The sequence below is a fragment of the Flavobacterium hydatis genome (genome assembly GCF_000737695.1).
GTDB classification, from domain to species: domain Bacteria; phylum Bacteroidota; class Bacteroidia; order Flavobacteriales; family Flavobacteriaceae; genus Flavobacterium; species Flavobacterium hydatis.
In genome coordinates, this window is the sequence record NZ_JPRM01000040.1 from 1 (window position 1) to 24,975 (window position 24,975).

At 33.2% G+C, this 24,975-nt stretch carries 14 protein-coding genes; 8 read left to right on the forward strand and 6 right to left on the reverse strand.

The genetic code is table 11. The annotated features are described in order from the left end of the window. The first annotated feature begins 414 nt into the window (after nucleotides 1-414). From IW20_RS20260 to IW20_RS20275, 4 genes are all read left to right on the forward strand, one after another. Nucleotides 415-3,603, forward strand: coding sequence for a SusC/RagA family TonB-linked outer membrane protein (locus tag IW20_RS20260; RefSeq protein ID WP_035626773.1), 3,189 nt, complete (start codon nucleotides 415-417; stop codon nucleotides 3,601-3,603). A 12-nt stretch (nucleotides 3,604-3,615) separates the two neighbouring features. Then, nucleotides 3,616-5,040, forward strand: coding sequence for a SusD/RagB family nutrient-binding outer membrane lipoprotein (locus IW20_RS20265; RefSeq protein ID WP_035626776.1), 1,425 nt, complete (start codon nucleotides 3,616-3,618; stop codon nucleotides 5,038-5,040). Nucleotides 5,041-5,354: 314 nt separating this feature from the next. After that, nucleotides 5,355-5,951, forward strand: a complete 597-nt coding sequence (locus tag IW20_RS20270) for a murein L,D-transpeptidase catalytic domain-containing protein (protein WP_035626778.1) — start codon at nucleotides 5,355-5,357, stop codon at nucleotides 5,949-5,951. A gap of 232 nt (nucleotides 5,952-6,183) precedes the next feature. Then, nucleotides 6,184-7,014, forward strand: a complete 831-nt coding sequence (locus IW20_RS20275) for an SIR2 family NAD-dependent protein deacylase (protein ID WP_035626781.1) — start codon at nucleotides 6,184-6,186, stop codon at nucleotides 7,012-7,014. Nucleotides 7,015-7,090: 76 nt separating this feature from the next. Here the strand turns inward: IW20_RS20275 and IW20_RS20280 are convergent, their stop codons facing one another. Further along, nucleotides 7,091-9,265, reverse strand: coding sequence for a TonB-dependent receptor (locus IW20_RS20280; RefSeq protein WP_051886042.1), 2,175 nt, complete (start codon nucleotides 9,263-9,265; stop codon nucleotides 7,091-7,093). Between the two features lie 253 nt (nucleotides 9,266-9,518). Beyond that, the gene (locus IW20_RS20285; protein WP_035626783.1) at nucleotides 9,519-9,902 is read right to left on the reverse strand and encodes a hypothetical protein; all 384 of its coding nucleotides are present in this window, start codon (nucleotides 9,900-9,902) and stop codon (nucleotides 9,519-9,521) included. Between the two features lie 571 nt (nucleotides 9,903-10,473). Here IW20_RS20285 and IW20_RS20290 point away from each other — a divergent pair. From IW20_RS20290 to IW20_RS20300, 3 genes are read left to right on the forward strand one after another with little or no spacing between them, the layout of a single operon-like run. After that, nucleotides 10,474-11,544 (forward strand): Ppx/GppA phosphatase family protein, encoded by a 1,071-nt coding sequence (locus IW20_RS20290; RefSeq protein ID WP_035626785.1) that lies wholly within the window; start codon nucleotides 10,474-10,476, stop codon nucleotides 11,542-11,544. 57 nt (nucleotides 11,545-11,601) lie between these two features. Then, complete coding sequence (locus IW20_RS20295; protein WP_035626788.1) at nucleotides 11,602-12,207, forward strand: PAS domain-containing protein; 606 nt, start codon at nucleotides 11,602-11,604, stop codon at nucleotides 12,205-12,207. A 53-nt stretch (nucleotides 12,208-12,260) separates the two neighbouring features. Beyond that, nucleotides 12,261-13,499 carry an MFS transporter gene (locus tag IW20_RS20300; RefSeq protein WP_035626791.1) on the forward strand — a complete coding sequence of 413 codons (1,239 nt, stop codon included), beginning with the start codon at nucleotides 12,261-12,263 and terminating at the stop codon, nucleotides 13,497-13,499. Nucleotides 13,500-13,724: 225 nt separating this feature from the next. Here the strand turns inward: IW20_RS20300 and IW20_RS20305 are convergent, their stop codons facing one another. The 4 genes from IW20_RS20305 to IW20_RS20320 all read right to left on the reverse strand — a co-directional run bounded on the left by IW20_RS20305 (nucleotide 13,725) and on the right by IW20_RS20320 (nucleotide 16,703). After that, complete coding sequence (locus tag IW20_RS20305) at nucleotides 13,725-14,570, reverse strand: alpha/beta hydrolase (RefSeq protein ID WP_035626793.1); 846 nt, start codon at nucleotides 14,568-14,570, stop codon at nucleotides 13,725-13,727. A gap of 8 nt (nucleotides 14,571-14,578) precedes the next feature. Continuing rightward, nucleotides 14,579-15,625, reverse strand: a complete 1,047-nt coding sequence (locus IW20_RS20310) for an LLM class flavin-dependent oxidoreductase (RefSeq protein ID WP_035626795.1) — start codon at nucleotides 15,623-15,625, stop codon at nucleotides 14,579-14,581. A 51-nt stretch (nucleotides 15,626-15,676) separates the two neighbouring features. After that, nucleotides 15,677-15,979, reverse strand: a complete 303-nt coding sequence (locus IW20_RS20315) for a hypothetical protein (RefSeq protein ID WP_051886046.1) — start codon at nucleotides 15,977-15,979, stop codon at nucleotides 15,677-15,679. 151 nt (nucleotides 15,980-16,130) lie between these two features. Continuing rightward, nucleotides 16,131-16,703, reverse strand: coding sequence for a TetR/AcrR family transcriptional regulator (locus IW20_RS20320; RefSeq protein ID WP_035626798.1), 573 nt, complete (start codon nucleotides 16,701-16,703; stop codon nucleotides 16,131-16,133). A gap of 651 nt (nucleotides 16,704-17,354) precedes the next feature. Here IW20_RS20320 and IW20_RS20325 point away from each other — a divergent pair. Then, a complete protein-coding gene (locus IW20_RS20325; protein WP_051886048.1) occupies nucleotides 17,355-24,953 on the forward strand; it encodes a SpvB/TcaC N-terminal domain-containing protein in 7,599 nt (2,532 codons plus the stop codon). The last annotated feature ends 22 nt before the right edge of the window (nucleotides 24,954-24,975 follow it).

Here is a 24,975-nt window from a genome sequence, read left to right on the forward strand (position 1 = left end):
GGACTAATATTTTTCAATATACTTTTGTCCTATCGAATTAGTCGAATTTAAAAAATAATTTAAATACAAAAGATTGCTGATTATCAAATTATTTCATTTTTAAATAAGAAACTGCCATTTATCAATTTATAAAGAGGAGTTCTTGTTAATGAAAATTCTTCAATCTCAAATTCACAGAAATTTTTAATAAGATCAATACTCATTTTAGAATAGACATCTTATAAATATCAATTCAAATAATAGTAATCCTAAATAAAGAAAAAATGAAAAAACGAATGCATAGCTGATATAAAAAAACCATTTCTGTTGCAGCAGAAATGGTTGAGCTTAAAGAAATTGTACATCTCTATAAGGAAGCGAGAGTGGAGTAAATCCGTTTTCGGCTCGCCTTATTTATTAAACTAAAACAAAGTAATGAAAAAAAAATTAAATAGATATGCATGGCTATGCATTTTGTTGATTTCCATAGGGGTTAATGCGCAAGAAACAAAGCCATTGATTCAATCAAAACTAGAAGGAAAAGTAATCGATGCCGTTACTAAAGAACCTGTTATTGGGGCTTCGGTAAATATTAAGGGGACTACACACGGAGTTGTAACAGATGTTGACGGAAAATTCTATTTCCAAACAGGACAAAAACTTCCTTACACACTAATAGTAAGTTATCTGGGATATAAAAAAGCAGAAGTTGTAGCTAATGGAAATTCAGTTACAATAAGTCTTACGGAAGAACAAAATGTACTATCAGAAGTGGTAGTTACCGCACTAGGGATTACAAAAGAAAAGAAATCTCTGGGATATACCACCCAATCCCTTAAAGGAAAGGAATTGACAGAAACCAAAGAAACCAATTTCTTAAATAGTCTTACTGGTAAATTAGCAGGAGTACGTATTACCAATTCACAGGGAGATATGGGATCTTCTCGTATTATTATTCGTGGAGAAACTTCTATATCTGGAAATAACCAACCATTATTTGTGGTCGATGGAGTTCCGGTAGATAACTCACAGTTGAATTCTGGTGGTGCTACCCGCGATTTCAGAAATGCAATTGCCGACTTAAATCCGCAAGATATAGAGTCTTTAAGTGTACTAAAAGGCCCTAATGCTGCTGCCCTTTACGGATCGCGTGCTGCACATGGTGTTGTTCTTATAACTACAAAATCTGGAAAAGGACAAAAAGGATTCGGAATAAGCGTTAGTTCTGGTATAACAATCTCTCAAGTTGCTACTTTGCCTAAATTTCAAAATTCATTTGGACAAGGATCAAACGGAAAGTTTAGTTATGTAGATGGTAAAGGTGGCGGTATTAATGATGGAGTTGATGAAAGTTGGGGACCTAAATTAGACGGACGTCTTATTCCTCAATTTTATTCAAATGGTGAAGCAGTACCATTTGTAGCAAATCCTGATAATGTGAGAAACTTTTTTAATACAGGTCTTACTTATGATAATAGTATTTCTGTGGCAAAATCGGATGAAAAATCAGATTTCCGTTTAGGAGTAAATAGCCAAAAACAAACAGGAACAGTACCTAACAGCGAAATAAATAAAACTAACTTTACGGTTAATACTAATTATCAAATATCCAAAGATGTAAAAATAGGTGTAACGGCAAACTATATCGTTACTGATGCTCCAGCATTGCCTGGTGGACCATTGGGAGGTCGTGCAGCAGGTGTGATGCTTCAGTTTCTTTGGTTCGGACGTCAAGTAGATACCGATCAACTTCGTAATAATAGAGATGTTAACTGGAACAACAGTTATTATAGCAATCCGTATTGGAATGCTTATTATAATACAACTAGCCAGCAGCGTAACCGTTTGATAGGGGATATTCACCTAGATGCAAAACTTGCCGATGGACTTAATTTTAAATTCCGTACAGGAGTTGATTATTATAACGATCGCAGAAAATACGAGATTAAGTATGGTACAAATGGAACTCCTTTTGGGTCGTATGCTGAAGATGCTTATACGGTAAACGAAAGAAATACGGAAGGTATCTTTACCTATACCAAAAAACTTACTAATGATTTTAGTTTGGATGCTCTTGCCGGATTTAATATTCGTAACCACAGCGATGCCAACAATTATCAAAAAGCACCACGTTTGGCCGTTCCTGATTTATATACATTAACAAACTCAAGAGATCCGTTAACTTCATCTAACACATTCTCAGAGTTAAAAGTATATAGCGCGTATGCTTCTGCACAATTTGGGTATAAAAATTATGCGTTTTTAAATGTAACTGCACGTAATGATTGGTCATCGACATTACCAAGCAGTAACCGTTCTTATTTTTATCCTTCGGTTAATGGTAGTTTAGTATTATCTGATGCTTTGAATCTAAAAAGTAATACGCTAGACTTCTTAAAATTACGTGGTGGTTGGTCTGAAGTTGGTAACGATGCAGATCCGTATCAATTGGCAACAGTTTATACTTTTCAATCTGCATTCGATGGAAATCCGATACAAACCTCTTCGCAGAAAAAACTCAATGAGAACTTGAAACCAGAAACAACCCGTTCTACCGAACTTGGTCTGGAAGCATCTTTCTGGAAAAACAGACTACATTTTGATTTTGCGTATTATAACACCAATAGTTTTGACCAGATTCTCGAAATTAAAACAACTACGGCGAGCGGATATAATTCGCAATTAATAAATGCAGGTAAAATAAACAACCGTGGTATAGAAATTCAATTGGATGGAAATCCAATACAAACGAAAGATTTTAAGTGGAATGTTGGCGTAAATTACTCAAAAAATGTTAGTAAAGTTGAGATTCTTGACTACGACAAACAGATTCAAAATTATACGATTGGTTCATCGGGAGGAGTTGATATATTAGCATCGGTAGGACAAGCTTATGGAGCACTTTACGGTACAGCTTATCAGCGTGACGCAAACGGAAATATTGTAGTAGGTGCAAACGGATTACCAAAAGCTGATCCTCAAAAACAAGTATTAGGTCATTATACTCCAGATTATTTAGCTGGACTTACAAACACATTAACCTACAAAAATCTTGAATTTTCATTCCTAGTTGATGCCAGTGTAGGAGGAGAGCTTTTTTCAGGAACTAACAGAACTGGTAATTACACAGGTGTATTAGCTCAAACGCTTCCGGGACGTGATGCAGCAAATGGTGGATTAAATTATTATACAACAACAAGTACCGGAAGTGTAAAAACGTTGCTTCCTGCTGGCGCGACTGCTCCTGCTGGTGCTCAGGTATTTGATGATGGTATGATATTTAACGGAGTATATGCAGATGGAACTCGTAATACTTCAGTACTTAGTGCACAAGAATACTACAAAGCATCATACAATATTAGCGAAGCTTATGTATACAGTTCGACTTTTGTAAAATTAAGAGAGGTAAAACTGGCGTACAACTTTAATAGATCATTGGTTAAGAAGTTTGGGCTACAAGGAGCCAGTATTACTGCCGTAGGTCGTAACCTGTTCTTTATCTATAAAGATGCGCCAAATATTGATCCGGAAACAGCTTTTAATACCGGAAATGCACAAGGATTGGAAAGTTTATCCTTGCCAACTACAAGAAGTTTTAGCCTTAACGTTAATCTTAAATTTTAAAAATACAGAATCATGCTAAAAAAACTAGCCTATATAACACTATTTGCATTGTCATTCACTTCATGCGGAGATAGCTTGGATGATATTAATAAAAATCCAAATGCAACTGAAACGCCTTTAGCGCCTTACTTGTTAACAGGATCATTAAAACAAGGAGCGGATTTATACTGGGGATCAATAAATAACTTTGACTCCTCTTTATTATTTGTTCAGCATTGGGCAAAAATCCAGTACACAGAACCAGATAGATTTGATGTTTCTAATACATCTTTCACTTCTTTGTGGAATACGGGATATGCAACTTTAATTACAGATTTAAACACCATTCTGAATTTCCCAAGTCAACAGGCAAATTCAAATTATAAAGGAATTGCACTAACATTGCGTTCATGGACATTTTTATTGCTAACAGATGCCTACGGAAGTATTCCTTATAAAGAAGCTGGGCAAAAAGTAACACCTGCATATAATACTCAGAAGGAAGTATATACAGGATTACTTGAAGATTTAAAACAAGCTCAGTCTTTACTAAGTCCAACAAACGGAACTGTAATTGGTGATTTGGCTTATAAAGGAGATATTTTAAAATGGAAAAAACTGGTAAACTCGCTTCGTTTGCGTATTGCGCTAAGAATTTCCGACAAAGAACCTGCATTAGCTAAACAAATTGCAATTGAAGCATCAACCGATGCAGCGGGATTAATTAGCAGCAATAGCGATATCTTTCAGTTTGTTTACACTAGTTCGCCTCAGCAAAATCCAGCTTCGGCTTGGTTTGAAACGAGAGATGATTATCGTATTTCTAAAACATTGGTTGATCAGTTATATGCATTAGCCGATCCGCGTTTGCCAGTTTACGCTCAATTACCATCAGATGCAAGTGTAGGTAAATACGTTGGTGGCGCCAACGGATTATCAAACAGTGATGCCAATAGCCAAGGTTTTGCTAAAACATCAAAACCAGGTAAGTACTTCTTAACCTCGTCCTCGCCAGCAGTAATTGCTTCTTATTCAGAAACGTTGTTCAATCTTTCTGAAGCTGTAGCCCGTGGCTATATTTCGGGAGATGCAGAACAATTGTATAAAGATGCTATTACAGCATCATTCAATCAATTTGGTATTACAGATGCAACAGCTATTTCTAATTATCTTAATCAGACAACTGTTAAGTATGATGCAACCAATTATGCTAAATCTATAGGTACACAAAAATGGATTGCATTCTACGGGCAAGGTCTTGATGCTTTTGTAGAGTGGAGAAGGCTTGATTATCCGATATTGAAAGCTGGTCCAGCAACGGTTTTAAACGGACAAATACCTTCGCGTTTCTTTTATCCAGGTACAGAGCAATCTTTAAACGGGAATAGTTATCAAGCTGCAGTAGCCATTCAGGGAAAAGACTTGCTTACTACAAAATTATGGTTTGATGTTAAGTAAGCTGAATATCAAAAAGAATATTTAATTTTAAGACTATTAAATATATAAGAAAAAGCTAAATCGTAAGATTTAGCTTTTTTTATACCTATAAATGAATATGGTATATTGAAGGTCGATTTCTCTTTAATATATGATAACTGATAGGATTAAAGAAAAACATACTCAATAATACTTTGATATCGCGTTAATTATGTGTTAATCTAACAATATTTAACATATTTCGCATTTAAGAATTTATTAATTTTGTAGAGTAATTAGGTTTAAGATTCTTTTTGATAAACGGCTATCCTTAAATGCATTAAAAATTTGTTTTCATGAAAATATTTTACTTGATATTACTGCTTAATGTAGGCTTTTTTTCTACCTACAATAAAAACATTTTAACAACTACATCCGAGGCTGAAGCCGAAAGATTCAATAGTCAGTTAAGTGATCTTAAATGCATGATTGATGGAGATCCTAAATTTAATCCTAAGGTTGCTTTTTTTATCGATATGAAGATTAAATCAGGCATGAACCGCTTTTTTGTTTATGATTTAGAGAATAATAAAATAATAGACAAAGGATTAGTTGCTCATGGATCAGGTTCAGAGACAGGCATTAATGGAAATTTAAAATTTAGTAATCTTCCAAATTCTAAATCAACTTCTTTAGGCAAATATTTAATAGGTAAGAACTACAAAGGAATGTTCGGAAAATCATATAAATTATTTGGCTTAGACGAAAGCAATAATAACGCATTCAAAAGAGCTATCGTACTACATTCTTATTCTGCCGTACCTTATGAAGAGCAAGATTATTACATAAGCCACAGTCAAGGATGTCCTATGGTAAATGAAGTATTTTTTAAGAGAATAGAAAAAATAATAGATAGCTCTAAATCGAGTATTGTTTTGGATATTTATTACTAAATAAAACACTCATAATAGTTACAATAAGCCTCAACTTATTAAAATTCCACATTACAATATTTGATGATTAATAATCAATTGTCAAACTAAAAAAAGCCTCCAAAATCAATAGATTTTGGAGGTTTTAAAATTTATATCCTAACCTCATATTTTTTGTATCGATTTTTTAGGCTAAATTTTAGATTAAAAAGGAAATAAAATATCTTATTTTCGTGCATATTAAGGAGATAATATGAAAGAGCAACTTACTGAGATAATAAGGCAGGTTTATCATAAAAAAAATAGAAACTTATTTACATTTTTAACGGGTGCCGGAATTTCTGCCGATAGTGGTATACCTACTTATAGAGGAGTAGATGGGATATGGGTAAAAGGAACAAAATTTCATAAACCAGAGGAATTTGGAACTTTTAAATATTTTAAAGAAAATCCAGAAGAAGTTTGGCAGTATTCTCTTTTTAGAAAAAAAATGTTCGAAAATGCCAAACCAAATGAAAGTCATCATGAAATAGTAGAAATAGAGAATCTTTTGCAAGATAAGTTCTATTTAATAACTCAGAATATAGATGACCTACATAGACATGCCGGAACAAAGAAAATCTATGAAATACACGGAAAAGCAAGAGAAATTAAATGTTCAAATGGTTGTAAAGAGATAAAATGTCTTCCTGTTGAAATAGAAGGTAAAGACATAGACGAAGATTTAACAGAGAAAGATATCGAATTACTTAAATGTAAAAGTTGTGGCAGCTGGATGAGACCGAATATTTTATGGTTTGATGAACGTTATGATGAAAAAACAAATAAAAAATTTAGTTCTTTAAAAATTGCCAAAAACTCAGGAATCCTTTTTATTGTTGGAACATCTGGAGCAACAAATTTACCAATGGCAATTGCAGAAACGACATTGAAATACGGAGGAACAATTGTTGATATTAATACAGAAGATAATTTATTTACTGTGCTAATTAAAGACAAGAAAAATAAAATTATCATTCGGGAAACGTCAACTGAAACCTTAAAAACTATACGAGAAATATTGCAGAATATAATTACTGAATAAAATCAGACTGAAAAAAATTATCGGATAGTTTATAATATAATTTCAACTTGAATTATTTGGTTACAAAAAAAGTATTTTAAAATGCTTGAGTAAAACTAATCGTTAAACGTGTACCATTTTCTTTTACATAATTCATATTGTTAGATTGCCATTGAGAAATAACAGTATAATAATCTTTATTAAATAGGTTTTCGACACCTAAACGAATCGTGCTTTTTTCTCTAAAAGTATAACTAGAAGAAAGATTAAAAGCTGTAAAAGATTTAATTGGCCCAGTTCCGTAAGTATAAGCTCCATTAGTAGGTTCAAATCTATCTCTGCCTGTTGTACTTGTCATTTGCAGAAATATCGACCAGGCTTCAAGAGGTCTAAAAACGGTATAAGCAGCTATTTTAGGCGGATTTATACGATCGCCTCCTAAGTATACTTTTTTGTCTGAAAGCTCACGTTTTCCTTCTGTAAAAGAATAATTAGCACCAATATCGACTTTTGGATGAAGACGATATTTTGCTGACAGTTCAAAACCATAAATTTTTTCAGGTGAACGTGAAATCTGCGGATTACCATCAACATAAACATAAGAAGCTCCTAACTTTGAAGTACTATAATAAAAAGCACCTTCATAAGAAAGTTTAGCTACAGATCCAGAAAATCCAAATTCGTAATTATTGGCAGTAACAGCTTTAATCGAAGTATTATTTACCGTATTCTCTTTGGCAGCACGCAAAACCAAACCTAAATCGGCAACACTAAAACTTTGAGAAAAACTCACAAAAGGTTTAAATAAACTCCATTTTGTATAACGTAATCCAGCATTAAACATAAGTGCATTAAAATCTAATGAACCACCATTTACTGCAATACCACCACCTACATAAGTTCCATTTACATAATTACGAATGCCAATAGTTGTATAATCTGGTACATCGATATTTACATTTTCGAGTCTTAAACCAGTTTTTAATACCAAGTTTGGTCCAAACATGTTTTTAAGCTGGAAATACGGTGCTAGATTTGTCATATTCATTTCAGGAATTACCAATCTTCCGTCTGTAAGATGCGTGTCAGTTATATCTGAGAGAATGTCTAATCCGTAAGTTATATTTCCAGAGAAAAGAGAACTGAAATCGTATGGTGTATTTAAATTTAAACGGAAACCTAACTTTTTGCTTTGAGTAGCTGGTTGTCCATTATTTTCAAAAAAGTCACTATAGTTAATTAGCGTAAGATAATCTTGAAAATATAGTGTAGCATTAAGATCTGTTTTTCCTATAAAATTCTGTCCAATATAACTTAAACTGGCATTATGATTATATGGTGTTCCTTCAGGATCTCCTGGTCGTTGCCCTTTAATTCCGGTAGTTGGCGAATCAAAATTACCGTAAACTCCCGCTTTTGCTATATAATCAGTATGCTGCGTACTCTCAAAATAATTATACATCAATTCTAAGCGATTATTTGAATTAAAATCATATCCAATTTTCGCGTAAGCGTTCCAGTTTCTAAGATCATTCATTCCGTATTCTGGAGAAAGTACACGTCCTTTAGCATCACGATAAAGTCCAGTTTCCTCATAACGTCCGCTTACTACATAATCTAACTTTTTTATTTTTCCTGTAAGAAGCTGAGATACAAAGAAACCTGCAGTTCCAGCAGGTTTAACAAGAGAGAAAGCAGTACCTGCTTCAGTCGAACCACTTATTAGTTTGTCCGAATTAGCTCTTTTGGTAATATAATTAATCAAACCACCATCTGCACCATTTCCATAAATAGCAGTTGCTCCTTTAATTACTTCTACGCGATCTAAAACCGTAGGATCTAGAGAACGCATATCTTTAGCACCATCTCTCAGTGGTGTAGATTGCGGTATACCATCAATCATAACCAATACGCGACGACCACGTAAAGTCTGCCCTAAGTTTTGAGTTCTATTGGTTGTAAAACCCAAACCAGGTACCGATGCACCTAAGATATCACTAAGATTAGAGCTTATGCTTAGTTGCTGTTGTAATTGTTTTTTAGATAATAAAGTTACCGAAGAAGGAACTTCATCCAGGATTTCAGCTCGCCTTGTTGCAGAAATGACAATTTCTTGTAATTCATTATCAGCTGCAGGTTTATCGGCAAGAATTGTGTCTTGAGTTTTGGGATTTGCCTCTTTATCTTTCTCGTTATTTGTTTTAGAAATCTGCTGAGCAGAAAGTGAACTTATAGCAAAGAACACTAGTAGGAGAGTAGAAAATCGTATCATTTGTTTATTTAGACTTATTTTAAATAGTTGCAAATATATAAAATGAAACTATAAAACAAACTTAGTAGAGTAAACATTACTAGTATCAGCAAGTTAATTTTTCGACCTAAAAATCATGTTGTTGATTAATAGGTGTTTAGTAAAAAAAAATGACGGGAAGATAAAAGAAACCTCATTTTATATGAAATGAGATTTAAGAATTTTAAAAAAAAACATGTTCAAAAACATGTTTGGAACGTATCAGTCCGTTTAATTATTCAGCATGAAACATACTAGAAATCTCGGATATCTGTTTATTCAGAATTGCTTTTGTAAAAGTTAAATTAGCCTTTGTAGAATCGGCTATTAAATAAATAAAGTAGCTATTATTTTTTGAAATTTTTAAAAACTGAAACTGATTAGTTAGAGTTATAGTAATATCTTCTATACTTTGATTTAGTTTTAAAAAATCATTCGCATTTAACTGCGCTCGAATCATTTCTAATGCAAATTTTGAAGCAATTTCCAGATTAAAATTTTTGCTATTATTTTTTGAATAATATAGATTTCCACTTTTTACATCAATAACACTCAAAGCTACAAATCCAGGCATATCCTTGGATATATTTTCTCCGAATAATTTTAAAAAATCTGACATCTATAAAAATTTAAGAAGCAAATTTAATTTTTTTCTGATTGAAATGCTACAAAACCTTTCTTTATTCTTCTAAGTATATTTTTTAATCGAATATTTAAAATTATGAGTACAATAAACGCATTAAAAAGCTAGTAAAATTACTTACAATTTACAGCATTGCATGATTAATTTAATTAGCGTCTGAAATATAGTTAAATACTTACGATTAATGTAATCGTATAATTGTATTAATCTCTAAATCAAAGGGAGTGGTAACTTATATTTATCTAAAATCAGATTTTATTTTAAAAAATACACTAACTGATTATGTACTAAATAATTAAAAACAAACTCAGACAAAATCTTACATTTTATTCTTTAAAAATGGAGCTATCATGATTTTTTTTTCGTAGTTTCGCAGCCCAAAAACACTAGCAATTGTGATGAAAGTGACATCCAAGATTTGCTTTATAATTAATTTAAAAATCTTTCTTTTTTATTCTCAAAAGATATGATATTTCTGCATTTACTGAATCACTATAATAAACCTCGGGATTTTTAATATTAGCCCGAAACAAATAAAACTTAACCTATGAAAAATCTAAAATTGTACTTTACCCTAGTTCTTTTATTTTTTATTACACCCATACTTTTTTCGCAAGAAAATATTTTTGCTGGAATAGAAATTGGAAGTAAAGGAATCAAAATGTCAGTTATTGATGTTTACAATATCAAAAGAGGAGACTTCACTGTCAAATCATTTTGGACAGAAAATGTTGCCATAGCAAAAGGTATTTCTATAGATGGAAATATGGCAATAGAAGATATTAATAGAGCTATTGCTGTTATTACATCCAACTACAGCAAAATGAAAACCACTATGAAGGTTCCTGATGAAAATATTTTTATAGTAGGTTCTTCTGGAGTAGCGATGGCACAAAATACACAAGTTCTTACGGATAAGGTAAAAGCTGCTACTGGTAAAGATCTTGAATATATTGAAGTACAAATGGAAGGAAAAATGCTTTTAAAAGGTTGTATTCCTCCAGTTGATTATAAAAACTCTATAATTCTAGACATAGGTGGAGGAAATACTAAAGGTGGCTATGTCGATGTTAATAACAATAATTCTTTTATATTTTTTCCATTAGCTCTTAATTACGGTAGTGTAACCCTTACCGAGAGTGTAAAAAAGATAGCTCGTAACGAAGATCTTGATGAGTTTAACTCTAAATCATTCAGTTTTTTACCAATCTTAAGAGAACAGGTAAACGCAATGTATAAATCTAGTCCTCAGGCTTTAGATAAAGAAAAAATCTATTTGTCTGGTGGAGCAGTTTGGGCTTTTTATACTTTATATAAAGGCGCTACTAAAGAAACATATAATCAGTTTAAGCTGGAAGATGTTATAAACTATGATGCTATTTTAAAAAACAATTTCAAAAAATTTGAGGATTTGGCGAAAAAGGATGAAGAGATGGCAAAAGTCTTAAAAACATATTCGCAAAAATACTTGATCTCAGGTAGTAATATCTTATTGGTTTGCTTAGAAGCCTTGCCTGATGTTAATAATAAAAAACTTTACTTTGCAAAAGAAGGACAAATTGCATGGCTAATATCTTATATTGCCGATCGTTCTAAAAAAGTAAAGAAAATTTACTAAACACAACAAACTCATAATAATGAGTTATTTAATAAACCCCAAATAAATTGAAATTTTATGGAAAAAATGAGTCCAACCCCAATTGATAAAGAAGTTAAATGGGATACATCTAAAACTATCGTAAGTAAGGCTGATTTGTATGGAACTTTAGAGTACGTAAACGACACTTTTTCAAAAGTTTCAGGATATGATGAATCAGAATTAGTAGGACAACCACATAATATTATTCGTCATCCTGATATGCCAAAAGTCATTTTTAAAGTCTTATGGGATAATATTAAGATGGGGAAAAAATTTCACGGTATCATTAAAAACTTAGCTAAATCAGGAGAATATTACTGGGTAATTACCGATTTTGATTATATAGTAAGTGAAGACGCAAAAATTCTGAAATATATTGCTCGCCGTAAAGCTATTTCGGCTGGAGTAGTAGAAAAGATTGAAGATTTATACAAAAAATTATCCAAAATTGAAGAAGTAAGTGGTATCGAGGCAAGTGAAAAATACTTAACAGGATATCTTGAAGATCATAATCTTGATTATGTAGAATTAATTACAAAATTGATGATGGATGATTTGAATGAACAAATAAAATTAGAATCATCTTCTGAGGAAATAGAAGAAACTAAAAAAAGTTTCTTCGGTAGATTCTTCGGAAATTAGTACTTCTTTAAGGACTCAAAAAAAAATTGCCCCAAACCAAATAATTTTTGAAAATGCTTAACCGTTATTTAGGGAACTTTAAAAATTTCCCGAGAGAGATATGGATTCTTGCCCTAATTACTCTGGTAAATAGAATAGGAGCTGTAGTTGTTCCTTTTTTATCTAAATATTTTAAAGACGAATTAAACCTAAGTTACTCAGAAATAGGTTGGGTTATGGTTTGTTTTGGAATAGGATCTTTATTCGGAACTTTCTTTAGCGGAAAATTATCTGATATTTTTGGGGCATATAAGGTTATGGTTTTTAGTTTATTTGCTAGTGGAACAATTCTTCTTTCGCTGCAATTTGTAAAAACTTTTGAGCTACTATGCTTTTCTATTTTCCTTTTAACTGCAATTGCAGATATGTACAGGCCTGCAATGATGGTGAGTTTAAATAGTTATGTAAGTAACGATTCTCGATTGCGAGCCTTATCATTATTAAGAATGGCAACTAACGTAGGACTTATAGTTGGTCCTGTATTAGGAGGATTTCTAATTATAAATTCTGAATATAATACGCTGTTTATTGTAGATGGTTTGACTTCTATTATTTCTATAATAATTTTTGTCATTTTTGTTAAAGAGAAAAAACTGTTATATAAGCTTCAAATGAGTGCTGTAAATCAGGATAAATTTGCACCGCTAAAAGATTTTCCTTTTGTAATGAATTGGATCATTGCTTTAGTAACGGGATATCTTTATTTTCAGGTTTTTTCGATTGTACCCATTTATCATAAAGAGGCCTATCATTTAACAGAATTTGATAGCGGAATGTTCCTTGGTTTTAGTGGGGTTATATTTGTTTTATTTGAAATGGTTGTGGTAAATTTTGTTCAGAAAAATAAAATCACAGACCTAGTTGCTATAATGATAGGACTACTATTAATAGGAACTTCATATCTTATGCTATTCTTAGTACACCATGCATGGGTATTTTGGATCTTTATGTTTTTAATGTCTTTTGGTAATATGCTTACTTTTGCTTTTGCAAGTGGTTTTGTTATGAATAGAAGCCACAAAAACTTAGAAGGAATATTTATGTCAACTTTTCAAATGAGTTATGGTTTTGCTCATGTATTTAGCTCTAAAACAGGTTTAACAATTATTCAAAATTATGGCTACAATACAAATTGGATGTTTAATTACATACTTGCATTTGCTACAGCATTTACTACTTATTTAATCTTTTTGGTGGTTAGAAAAGAACAAAAGAAAGTAAAAGATGATATTGTTGTTTCCTTTTTTAAATAATACATATCCTTGATTTTTGGAATCAATTAAATTAAAAGACTAACAATTTCTTCTGGAGAACTCTTCAGTAATCATAAAAAAATCGGCAAAATATATTCTCATATATTCTGTCGATTTTTTATTATCGTATTATCTTTTAATTGGAGATTTAAGTTTGATTATTAACTGCTAAAAATAAAAATTTTCTTTCTAATTATAGAGCCGCAAGATTTTATTGTCTTCAAATTATTCTTTATTAGTTAGATTGATAATCCAATTTGTTATTAAATCCTTTGCTTGTTCTATGTATAAGAATTTATTCCCAAACATATTAATTCCTTTAATTCCCCAGGCATGATCTCCCTGAGGAAATATAAATAAACTTGAATCTATCCCATTGTTTCTAAGTGCTTCATAATACATAACACTATTAATAGGAGAAGCAATAGTATCATCATTACTAGTCAATATTAATGTAGGCGGAGTATTTGCAGATACTTGGTTCTCACAAGAAAATGCTTCGATATCCTGTGCAGATGGCTGATTTCCTAAAAGATTTTCTTTAGTATTTATTTGCGTATTACTACCCATTGTAATAACAGGATAAAACAAAATAGAGAAGTCTAGGCGGTAATCTAAACTATTTTTGGCGGATAGAGTAGAGGCTAATGCAGCAAGATGTCCTCCTGCAGAAAACCCTGCTATTCCTATTTTATTCTCATTTAAATTTAATGTTTTTGAATTTCTACGCACATAACGTATGGTTTCCTTTATATCATCCAGAGGAATCTCTTTATGTGTGTTTGGCATTCTATACTTCAATACGATTCCCGTAATACCTATTGAGGATAACCATTCTGCAAAATCATACCCTTGAGAGGTAATTGCTAAACCTGCATAAGCGCCACCAGGACAAATAATAATTGCTGTTCCATTATTTAAAGAAGGGTTTGGAGAATAGATAATAATCTCCGCTTGCGTAACATTACTTATTTCAATTGCTTCATTAGGATGTAAAATTTCGTTACCGATTAAGCCACTGGTTGTTGGCATGTTGTTATCCCAAAGATTAATTCTTTTAATTGTTTCCATTTTTATAATTACTTATTATTTATTGCTAATGCAGCTCTTACTTTAGGAGCGATTTTTGTTCCGAATATTTCGATAGATTTCATAATATGACTATGCGAAGGTGCTCCTACATCCATATGAGCTGTAAAACGAGTCATTCCGTATAGTTCATGTGCATGCAGTATTTTGTCGATAGCTTGATTTTCATCACCAACAAAAAGAGCTGCATCTCTTGATCTTCCATAATCAAATTGATGCTGACTAAAAGGCGACCATCCTCTGGTTTTTCCTATTCTATCCATTTGAGCTGCATATAAAGGATAATAATATTTCGCTAAGTCATTTGCATCATTACCAAATAACGAATGAGAAAACATACCTATCTGAAATTGAGACATATCATGACCGTATGCTAAATAAGTTTCTTTATAAAACTCAAAAAGAGGTTTAAAATTAACTAAAGGTGTTCCTGCAACAATTGCAAAGACTAATGGCAATCCTAAACGACCAGCACGTTCTACCGAGGCGGGAGTTCCTCCAGCAGCAATCCATACTTTTAGGTTATTGTTAACTGCTCTGGGAAAAACCATCTGATCTTGTAAATCAGGACGAAACGCTCCTTTCCATGTAATCTTTTCTTCGGCATTGATTCTAAGAAGCAAGTCTAATTTCTCTTCGTATAAAAGGTTGTAATCTTTTAGTTCGTAACCAAATAACGGAAATGATTCAGTAAAGCTTCCTCGTCCAGCCATTAGTTCGGCTCTTCCGTTTGAAAGTAAATCGACTAATGCAAAATTCTGATACAATTTAACCGGATCCGAAGAGCTTAAAACCGTCACAGAACTAGTTAATTTAATATTCTTTGTTACTGTTGCAGCTGCAGCAAGTACAATTTCAGGACTTGATACTGCGTATTCTTTTCGATGATGTTCCCCAATTCCCGCAAGGTCTAAACCCACCTCATCAGCAAGTTTTATTTCTTCTATTAATTCTTGTAATCGCACTTGTGCAGATTGTATTTTACCAGTAGTTGGGTCAACATGTAAGTCCCCAAAAAGGCTTATTCCTAATTCCATATAAAGTATTGTTATTTTTAAATTGTTCCTTAAATAAGATTTATTGCTATTTTATCCTCTTTTTTGTTTCCATACCTCCATGTAATCATACGTAATGTATATTTCGGAATTAAAGGCTCCCCAAGCACCTTTTTCTATAGTAAGATTGACTTCTCGCAATTGCGACGGAGCAAACCTAAGAGTGATTAAATGTCCGAGACCAACCAACACATTCCAACTTAAAACTTCTACATTAGGAGAGGGGAAGATTTGCCAGAATTTATTGCCTTCTAAAATCTCTGAAATACTATCGAGGTTCTTGTCTTGTTGATGTTTTAAGATGTAACTAACTACTATTTTATCATTTTCTTCCATTATATTATTTTTAAATATTGCTTATTAGAACGAACGTTCTAATTTAAATCAAAAAAATATGGAGATTGTTTTTCTCCATTAAATAAGCCTATATGTATTTTGTTATTAATCGTTTAACTAAAATGTATGAGTGTTTTATACATAAATATCATTATAAACTTTCCAGAACGCGTTTTGCCATTGCTTCGACCATTGTTCTATCATCAAATAAAGCTTGCATTTGCCAAAATCCTGCAAAACTTCCAACAATAAATTGAGCTGATTGCAATGCTTTTTTTTCAGTTGAGATTTCACCTGCTTCTTGTGCTTTTAAAATAAGATTTTCAAAAATTGTAATTAGTCTTTGCGTATGTTGTCTTAATAAATTTCTCATACTTTGATCTAGTGGAGCCAACTCAAATGAAGATTTGACAATCATACAAATTTTCTCTTTCTCAAAAGAACGCTCTATTGCTTTTGATACAATATCTTCTATGGCTTTTTTGGGTGATTTTTCTAATTGAACAATACTATTAAATTCACCATACGTTTCGATTGCATAACTCTCAAGACTTTGAATAAACAACTCATGTTTATCTCCATAAGTATCATACATACTTCTTCTGTTCACTTGCATTTGGTCTACCAAATCTTGTATAGAAGTAACATGATATCCCTTTTTCCAAAAAAGATCTCTGGCTTTTACCAGTTTTTCTACCGGATTAAATTGTTTGTTTCTTGTCATAATGTGGCAAAGTTATGAAATTAGAACGATTGTTCTAATATAAATTAAAAATATTTTATAGCTATAAATTAACCTTATTTCTTTCAATGATTTACCTCTAAAAATAGAACTGATTTTTGGTATAGTTGTAATTTCAGATTAAACATCTCGGTTGTTTAGGTTAAATAGTATGAAAAAGGCATAAAAAGCCCATTTATAAAGAAAATTTATACCAAATGGCATATAATTTAAATAGAGATTAAAACAGGTATTTTTACGTGATAGGATATAATTTTCTTTTTTTAAATTTGGTAAATACTTGATTGTTAAACACTTGTTGCTGTTTTTAGTGCGGGTAATTCTAAGAAGCAAGAGGTAGTATATTATTACTGAAATTAAATAATGATTAAATCGAATCCTTATCTTAATTTAAAAGAAAGTAATTCATTAGTGTTATTTTCTGATGTAGAAATTAGCAATTTAATTTTTAGTAAATTAATAAAATATGTATATCCTAATAAGGTAACTAAGATATTACAATAGAATTATTGACAATAAAATGAACAGCCATGACAACGCATTAACAAAGGATAAAGTGTTGTAATCCCACCTAACAATTCGACAAAGTTACCTCCTCATTTATTTCTGCCCCAACTTATTAAAAAAGAAGAAATGAAAGAACAGACTAAAAACAATTCTGATAATGAATTCCTCAAAACTGATGGAGGAAAAACCAAATCTAATGCGATCGAAGTACCATCAATTTCTTTACCAAAAGGAGGTGGTGCTCTAAAGGGAATCGATGAAAAGTTTACTGTTAATGCTGTAAATGGTACATCTTCATTTTCAATTCAACTTCCGTTTTCATCTGCAAGAGGTACATCACCTTCATTAAGTCTCTCTTATAATTCAGGCAGTGGTAATGGTATTTTTGGATTAGGCTGGAGTTTTGGCTTAGGATCAATTAAACGCAAAACAGATAAAGGGCTGCCTCAATATCTTGATTTAATTGATTCTGATACTTTTCTGTTTTCGGGTGTCGAGGATTTAGTTCCTGAATTTACAAAAGATCTAAATGGAAGTTTTCAGTTAGATGTTGATGGTGATTATATTATAAATGAAAGAACTTCATCTGACGGATTATTTATTATAAGAAATTATAAACCGAGAATTGAAGGTCTCTTTGCACGTATTGAACGCTGGACAGAAGAGGTGACTAGAAGAATTAAATGGCGGGTAATTTCAAAAGATAATGTCACGACACTTTTCGGATGGACAGACAATTCTATTATTCAAAACCCAAAAGACCAGACAAAAATTTTTGAATGGCTTCCTGAATTTGTATTTGACGATAAAGGAAACTGCACTCATTATATTTATAAAAAAGAAAATGATAATGGTTTTGATAATTCATTATTGCATAACAAAAATCGATTTAAAGAGGGCAAAATTACGTACACCAATCTTTATTTAGAAAAAGTTTTATATGGTAATAAAACACCATATAATAAATTTGAGGATGTATTCCCGAGTGAATCTGACTATTTGTTTTCAACCGTTTTTGATTATGGCGAGTATAATGATGTTGCACCTTTCAACAAAATAAAAGACTGGAATTTCAGGTTAGATGCTTTTTCAGATTATAAATCAGGGTTTGAAATTAGAACTACAAGATTATGCAATAGAGTATTACTGTTTCATCATTTTACTAATTCTAATGAATACGAAGGTTTAGTCAAATCTCTCAATATAGGATATGATATTACAACGGAGCAGGATTTTACATTTCTGAAAACTATTACTTCAATAGGTTATATCAAAAAAGGGGATGGATCCTATTCTTCTAAAAAACTCCCTCCAATGGAGTTTGATTACCAAAAACATGAATGGAATGATATTATTAAATCCATTGATGCAGGACAATTAGTTCATGCACCATCAGGTTTGGATGAGCAACAATATCAATTTACCGATTTATTTAATGAAGGTTTATCAGGTATTCTAACGGAACAAGTAAATGGATGGTATTACAAACACAATTTGGGAGAAGGAAAATTTGAAGATGCTAAATTAGTCTCACCTAAACCCACTTTTTCTGGGTTGGGTAGTAAGATGCAACTGATCGATTTAGATGCCGACGGAGGTAAACAGTTAGTCAGTTTTAATACTGAGCCTAAAGGTTATTTTGAATTAGATGACGATAATGAATGGCAGGGATTTCGCTCGTTTAAGGGAATTCCAAATATTGATTTTAGCGATTCAAATACCCGAATGCTGGATTTAAATGGTGATGGTAAACCAGAAGTGATTATTTCAGAAGATCAGGTTTTTACATGGTATACTTCCGAAGGTCGAAATGGATTTTCAGCAGCGCAAAGAGCACCTAAATCGTTTGACGAAGAAGATGGTCCGCATATTATTTTTGCCGATGCAAAGCAAACAATCTATTTAGCAGATATGTCAGGTGACGGTATGACTGACATTCTACGTATTCGAAATGATGAAATTTGTTATTGGCCAAATATGGGTTACGGGAAATTTGGCGCAAAAGTAGCATTGGATAATTCACCAATTCTTGATAGTGAGAACGATTTTAACCCATCCTTTATAAAACTAGCAGATATTGATGGTTCCGGAACAACAGACATCATTTATTTGGGTAAAAACAAATTTACTTGCTGGAAAAACCTAAGTGGTAATCGTTTTAGTACAACTCCGTTTGAAATAGACTCTTTTCCAGAAATCCATTCCCATGCTAAAATTACTGTAACTGATTTATTAGGCAATGGAGTTGCCTGTATTGTATGGTCTAGCGCATTATCAAAAAATACGCAGTCTCCATTAAAATATATTGATTTAATGAATAGTAAGAAACCACATATTATGGTTTCTTATAAAAACAATTTAGGAAAAGAAGTGTCATTAGAATACACACCTTCGACTAAATTTTATATTGAAGATAAGTTGGCAGGAAAACCTTGGGTGACTAAATTGCATTTTCCAGTACATTGCGTTTCCAAAACCACAACCGAAGATAAAATATCAGGCTACAAATTTGTAAGCAAATACAAATATCATCATGGCTATTATGATCATTCAGAAATGGAATTCAGAGGTTTTGGCATGGTAGAACAAATTGATGCCGAGAGTTTTGAACATTGGGAAAAGAGTAATGCCTCTAATATTGTGGATAAATCATTACATCAGGAACCAGTGGTTTCTAAAAGCTGGAATCATACCGGAGCTTTTTTACAAAAGGATAAAATCCTGACTCAATTTTCCAAAGAATACTGGTATGAAGAAATGCTTAATAATGGATTTGATGTTATCCATCACGAGACAACTTTGCCAGATGCGAGATTGATAGCTGCTTCCGAAATTGATCCAACAATACTCAAACATCTTTCTGCTTACGAATGGCGCGAAGCAGTCCGAGCCTGTAAAGGCATGAATTTGCGCTCCGAAATTTTTGCGAAAGATGCTATTAAATTCGGAAACACAACCGAAGCCAAAAGAAAAGAGCTTATTCCTTTTTCGGTAGCTACACACAATTATGTTATCGAATTACTACAGCCAAAAGGAAAAAACAAACATGCCATTTTTATAGTTAAAGAAAATGAAGCTATAACTTATAACTACGAGCGAAACCCTGAAGATCCACGAATTGCTCATAACATAAACACTAAACTAGATAAATATGGTAATGTATTAGAATCTGCTGCAGTTGTCTACCCACGATTGTTAGCTGATGTAACGCTTCCTGTTGAAACACAGCAAGAGCAAAGCAAAACTATTATTATCTATACACAAAATCAGTTTACAAATGATGTTATAAATGTTGATACGCTCCGATTGCGATTGCCTTCAGAGTCTAAAACATACGAACTAAAAGATGTACCAAAATCAAATGCATTTTATATTCCAAATGATTTTGATGAAATACTGACCGAGGCAAAATCAGCAACAGTTTTATATCATGAAATAGATAAACCAACAATCCCAGGTTTATCACAAAAACGATTGATAGAACACACCAAAACGATTTACAGAAGTAATGATCTGAAAAGCCCTTTGCCTTTGTATAAATTAGAATCCCTAGCCATGCCGTTTGAGAGTTATCAGTTGGCATATACCCCCGATTTATTGCGACATATTTACCATGAAAAAGCAGACGATTGGGCACTGCAAAATTTAATGTTAGAAGGCAAGTTTTCGCATGCATTAAATGAAAGCGGTTTAGAAGATGCCAATTGGTGGGTACGTTCCGGTACGACACAATTTCTTGCAGATTTAGAAGGAGTGACAGATGCAAGCACTAGATTTTATGTTCCGGTATCCTTTACAGATCCTTATGGCAGCATAACAAAAGTAAAATACTATGGGAATTATTTTCTGTTTATAGAAGAAATCGAAGATGCAATAGGTAACACGGTTAAAGTGGATTTATTCAACTTCCGAACATTATCACCTCAACGGATGAGTGATATAAATACTAACCTGTCAGAAGTAATAACAGATGAATTAGGTTTTATAAAAGCCGTTGCAATAATGGGTAAGGGGAATGAAGCCGATGAATTGACTGATTTAACCGAAACAACAGATGCAGCCGAATTACTATTGATTAATAACTTTTTTCAAGCTTCTGACTCTGATGATTTAACCAATATTGGGAAAGACTTATTAAATAAAGCAACGTCAAGATTTGTCTATGATTTTGATACTTATATCAATTCGGGTAAGCCTGTTGTAGTAGCGTCAATAAGTAGAGAGCAACATTATAAGCAAAACAACAATTCACCTGTTCAAATCGGCTTTGAATACTCTAATGGTTTAGGTGAAGTAATAATGAAGAAAGCGCAGGCAGAACCTGGATTTGCCAAAAATGTTATTGTGCTCCCGGATAATACTATTACTATTTCGGATATAGATACATCGAAAACTCTTCCTAAACAACTTCGCTGGATCGGCAACGGCAGAACCATCAAAAACAACAAAGGCAATGCTGTAAAACAATATGAACCTTATTTTTCGGTAACGCATCAATTTGAAGATCTAAAAGAATTGGTGGAAACCGGAGTAACGCCGATTATGTATTACGATGCAGCCGGGCGATTGATAAAAACAGAAATGCCAAACGGTACATTGTCAAAAGTTATTTTTGACAGTTGGAAAGTAAGTAATTATGACCCTAACGATTGTGTATTGGAAAGTGAATGGTATAAAAAAAGGACAGATTCGACCCATCCGGAATTTATCAATGATCTCAAAGAACAACAAGCAGCATTAAAGGCCGAAAAACATGCCGATACTCCCAGTATTCAATGTTTTGACACATTAGGAAGACCAATTTTGTCAATTGAAAATAATAAAAATGGAGTAACAGGTGTCGACGAATTGCAATATACACGTGTAAAATTAGACTCCGAAGGAAACCTGCATTTCGTAACTGATGCTCGATTTAATGTAGTCATGGAATACAAATATGACATATTGGGTAACAAAGTATACCAGCAAAGTGTGGATGCTGGGCAACGTTGGTTACTAATAAATGTATTGGGTAATCCGTTACGCACCTGGGACGAACGCAATCATGAATTTCAATATTTTTACGATACACTACACAGACCTTTATACAGCAAAGTTTTGGGTGGTGATGGAGATGTGAGTTTAAATCACATATTTGATAAAATAATTTATGGTGAAGAAAAGCCCGATGCCCAACTCAAAAATTTAAAAGGACAGATTTGGAAACATTATGATACAGGTGGTGTAGAAGAAATACCCGGTTATAATTTTCATGGTAAACCAACAAGTACCAAAAGAACACTTTTTAAAAAATATAAGGAAGTTGCCAATTGGATCGATGATAATTTGGTAGATGATTTAGAGAGTCAATTTTTTACTTTTATTACCGATACCGATGCATTGGGACGCATTACCAAGCAAATTGCACCTGATGGCAGTGTTATTACTCCTTCTTACAACAAATCGGGTTTATTAGATGGTGAGAGTGTACTGCATCCTGACAAAGCACAGACAAATACCTATATCATAAATATTGACTACAACGAAAAAGGCCAACGGAATAAAATTATTTATGGAAATAATGTAACCAATAAGTTTTATTACGATAAAGAAACATTTCGTCTTAAACGATTGGAAAGCAAACGTCAGAATAATGAGCTATTGCAGGATTGTCATTATACTTACGATCCTGTCGGAAACATTACTCATATAGAAGATAGGAATATACCTGTTGTATTTTTTAATAACCAAAAAGTAACAGGTATTTCAGAATATAGCTATGATACATTATATCGATTAATTACAGCAAGCGGAAGAGAAAATAATGCTGCACTAACGCTAAATGGCCAAGACAATTGGAATGATGCTCCTTTTATGCACCAATTAAATCCTGGTGACCCAATGGCTGTTCGAAATTACACTCAAAACTATCGCTACGATAAAGTGGGAAATATAATGCAGATGAAACATGTTGCAGCGGGTAATAACTGGACACGTGATTATACTTATGAAACAAGTAATAATCGTTTGAAAATGACACAGGTCGGTAGTGAAATGTTTACGTACCCGCATCATGTGAAACATGGTTTCATAACTACATTACCTCATTTACAGGAAATGGGATGGAACTACAAAGAAGAATTAATCAAGACAATCAAACAAAAACGCACCGATGGGGGTACACCAGAAACTACTTATTATCAATACGACGGACAGGGACAACGCATCAGAAAAATAACCGAGAACACTGCCAATGCAGGAGAAACACCAACATTAAAAAACGAACGTATTTATGTATCGGGTTATGAATTGTATAAAAATCATAGTGGTACCGATGCCGGATTAGAAAGGATTAGTTTGAGTTTAATAGATAAAGGACATCGTTTTGTAATGGTAGATATGGAAACTAAACCTAAATATATTTTTGGTATTCCCTTTGGCAGAACATCGACTGAATTTACTACACGATACCAGTTACTTAATCATTTAGGATCTTCTGCCTTAGAACTTAACGAAACTGGTGACATTATCTCTTACGAAGAGTATCATCCCTTTGGAACAACCGCATATCAAGCTATAAATGCATCTATTAAAGCGGCAGCTAAACGCTATCGTTATACAGGCATGGAGCGTGATGAGGAAACTGGTTTGGAGTATCACAGTGCCCGGTATTATTTGCCCTGGTTAGGCAGGTGGATGAGTAGTGATCCTATTGGGATTGGGGATGGCGTGAATGGGTATATTTATGTTAAAAATAATCCGATTTCAAACGCAGATACTAATGGGAAATATGACTGGGGAGAAGTGGCTTTAGGATTCGTAGGTGCTGTTGCAATTGTTGCAGTTGTTGCAGTTGCAGCTACTGTAGCAGCTCCAGTTCTTGCAGCAGGTGTGGCATATACAGCTGCGACTGCAACTGCTCTTACAGGAGTAGTTGTTACAGAGGCGGCAGTTGTAACAACTGTTACTGCAGCTGCAACTGCGTATGGTGTGGTTGGTGTGAGCGAAACAATAAATCAGGTTCAAAACGCACCAACAGAAAGAGAACGTTCACGAGCACTTGGTAGACTTCCAGTCGAAATAGCTGCAACAGCATTAGGGGTAAGAGGATTAACGGGAGGTTCGCCACCTAGCATACCAGGATTACCAACCATTGAAATGACACCAACTCTTAATGGGACTGTAGCATTTGAATTAGTCCCAGCGACCTCTGCAATTTCAATTCCAGCAGCAACAAGTGCAACAGGGGGCGCGATTACTCATATGATGATGTCTTCGTCCGGAGATCAGGGAGGAAGTTCTAACTCCAGTTCTCCAGATGAAAATGTTTGTGAAGAACCCAGAGCAAGACCCAGTAGACCATTGTCTCATAAAGGATCAGCATCAAGAATTTTAAGGGAAAATCCCGCTAGAAGTAACCAAACTATTCTGACCGCTAGAGTCAGAACACCCGCAGGAGAAACAATTGATGTTGCTATGCCTAATACACCGAGTAATGGAATTGACCCGCCGTGGCGTCCAGGACAAAGAGCACTTGCTGAAGAATTAGGATACACTCCATTAGATCCTCCAGAAAATACAATACCTGGCTTACATGCAGAAGAAAACCTTGGGGCAAGATTAGATGAAATGGGAGGAACTGTAGAGGAATGGGCTATTAGTAGAGGTTCCACTGGAAATAGTTTTATCTGTCAAAGCGCAACTTGTCGTCTGTTTACTGAACTCTGGGGGCCTCAACAGTTTTAATAGTAATCGAGGAAAACCATCC

What these genes read in the sequence shown, in the direction of transcription:
- IW20_RS20260 (WP_035626773.1), top strand. Translation starts at nt 415, where the DNA reads ATGAAAAAAAAATTAAATAGATATGCATGGCTATGCATTTTGTTGATT.
- IW20_RS20265 (WP_035626776.1), top strand. Translation starts at nt 3,616, where the DNA reads ATGCTAAAAAAACTAGCCTATATAACACTATTTGCATTGTCATTCACT.
- IW20_RS20270 (WP_035626778.1), top strand. Translation starts at nt 5,355, where the DNA reads ATGAAAATATTTTACTTGATATTACTGCTTAATGTAGGCTTTTTTTCT.
- IW20_RS20275 (WP_035626781.1), top strand. Translation starts at nt 6,184, where the DNA reads ATGAAAGAGCAACTTACTGAGATAATAAGGCAGGTTTATCATAAAAAA.
- IW20_RS20280 (WP_051886042.1), bottom strand. Translation starts at nt 9,265, where the DNA reads ATGATACGATTTTCTACTCTCCTACTAGTGTTCTTTGCTATAAGTTCA.
- IW20_RS20285 (WP_035626783.1), bottom strand. Translation starts at nt 9,902, where the DNA reads ATGTCAGATTTTTTAAAATTATTCGGAGAAAATATATCCAAGGATATG.
- IW20_RS20290 (WP_035626785.1), top strand. Translation starts at nt 10,474, where the DNA reads ATGAAAAATCTAAAATTGTACTTTACCCTAGTTCTTTTATTTTTTATT.
- IW20_RS20295 (WP_035626788.1), top strand. Translation starts at nt 11,602, where the DNA reads ATGGAAAAAATGAGTCCAACCCCAATTGATAAAGAAGTTAAATGGGAT.
- IW20_RS20300 (WP_035626791.1), top strand. Translation starts at nt 12,261, where the DNA reads ATGCTTAACCGTTATTTAGGGAACTTTAAAAATTTCCCGAGAGAGATA.
- IW20_RS20305 (WP_035626793.1), bottom strand. Translation starts at nt 14,570, where the DNA reads ATGGAAACAATTAAAAGAATTAATCTTTGGGATAACAACATGCCAACA.
- IW20_RS20310 (WP_035626795.1), bottom strand. Translation starts at nt 15,625, where the DNA reads ATGGAATTAGGAATAAGCCTTTTTGGGGACTTACATGTTGACCCAACT.
- IW20_RS20315 (WP_051886046.1), bottom strand. Translation starts at nt 15,979, where the DNA reads ATGGAAGAAAATGATAAAATAGTAGTTAGTTACATCTTAAAACATCAA.
- IW20_RS20320 (WP_035626798.1), bottom strand. Translation starts at nt 16,703, where the DNA reads ATGACAAGAAACAAACAATTTAATCCGGTAGAAAAACTGGTAAAAGCC.
- IW20_RS20325 (WP_051886048.1), top strand. Translation starts at nt 17,355, where the DNA reads ATGAAAGAACAGACTAAAAACAATTCTGATAATGAATTCCTCAAAACT.